Here is a 567-nt window from a genome sequence, read left to right as displayed (position 1 = left end):
GTTGCGCGGCAAGAAACTCCACCGTGTCGTAGCCATCGGCGGCGTCGGTCACATCGGGGATGAAGTCGCCTTCGCTGTCGCCGCGCCCGCGGCAATCCACAATGGCGAAGTTGTAGCCATGCCCGGCGAAGTACATGGCGCGGCTGTGATAGTGGTCGGCGCCGTAGGGCGTCATCGTCAGGATGACAGGTTGCGGGTCGGATGGATGTGGACAATAGACGCGGGCGGATAAAGTCACGCCGTCGCGCATGGGGATACGCACATTCCAAAGAATTTTGATAGATGGTTTCATGGTTGATAGAGATGACATGCCACGCGGTGACCTGCTTCCACTTCGGTCATTGGCGGCTCGATGAGTTTGCATTTGTCCATCACCAGCGAACAGCGGGTGTGGAAGCGGCAGCCGCTGGGCGGGTTTTGGGGCGAGGGGATTTCGCCGCGCAGTACGGTTTTGGGGCGATTGCGCAATGTGGGGTCAGGCAGGGGAACAACGGAAAGCAGCGCCTGGGTATAGGGATGTTTAGGATTGGCAAACAGTTTGGGCCTCTCGGCATGTTCCACCAGTTG

At 59.1% G+C, this 567-nt stretch carries 2 protein-coding genes; both read right to left on the bottom strand.

The window, feature by feature from the left end; translation table 11 throughout:
• The coding region (locus tag NZ585_14845) for a CocE/NonD family hydrolase (GenBank protein ID MCS7081309.1) at positions 1-292 on the bottom strand (292 nt) is incomplete at its 3' end.
• The coding region (locus NZ585_14840) for an ABC transporter ATP-binding protein (protein MCS7081308.1) at positions 289-567 on the bottom strand (279 nt) is incomplete at its 5' end. The genes NZ585_14845 and NZ585_14840, both read right to left, overlap by 4 nt.

The organism is Chloracidobacterium sp., from assembly GCA_025057975.1.
Taxonomy (GTDB): domain Bacteria; phylum Acidobacteriota; class Blastocatellia; order Chloracidobacteriales; family Chloracidobacteriaceae; genus Chloracidobacterium.
This window is presented reverse-complemented; position numbering and strand designations above follow the sequence as displayed.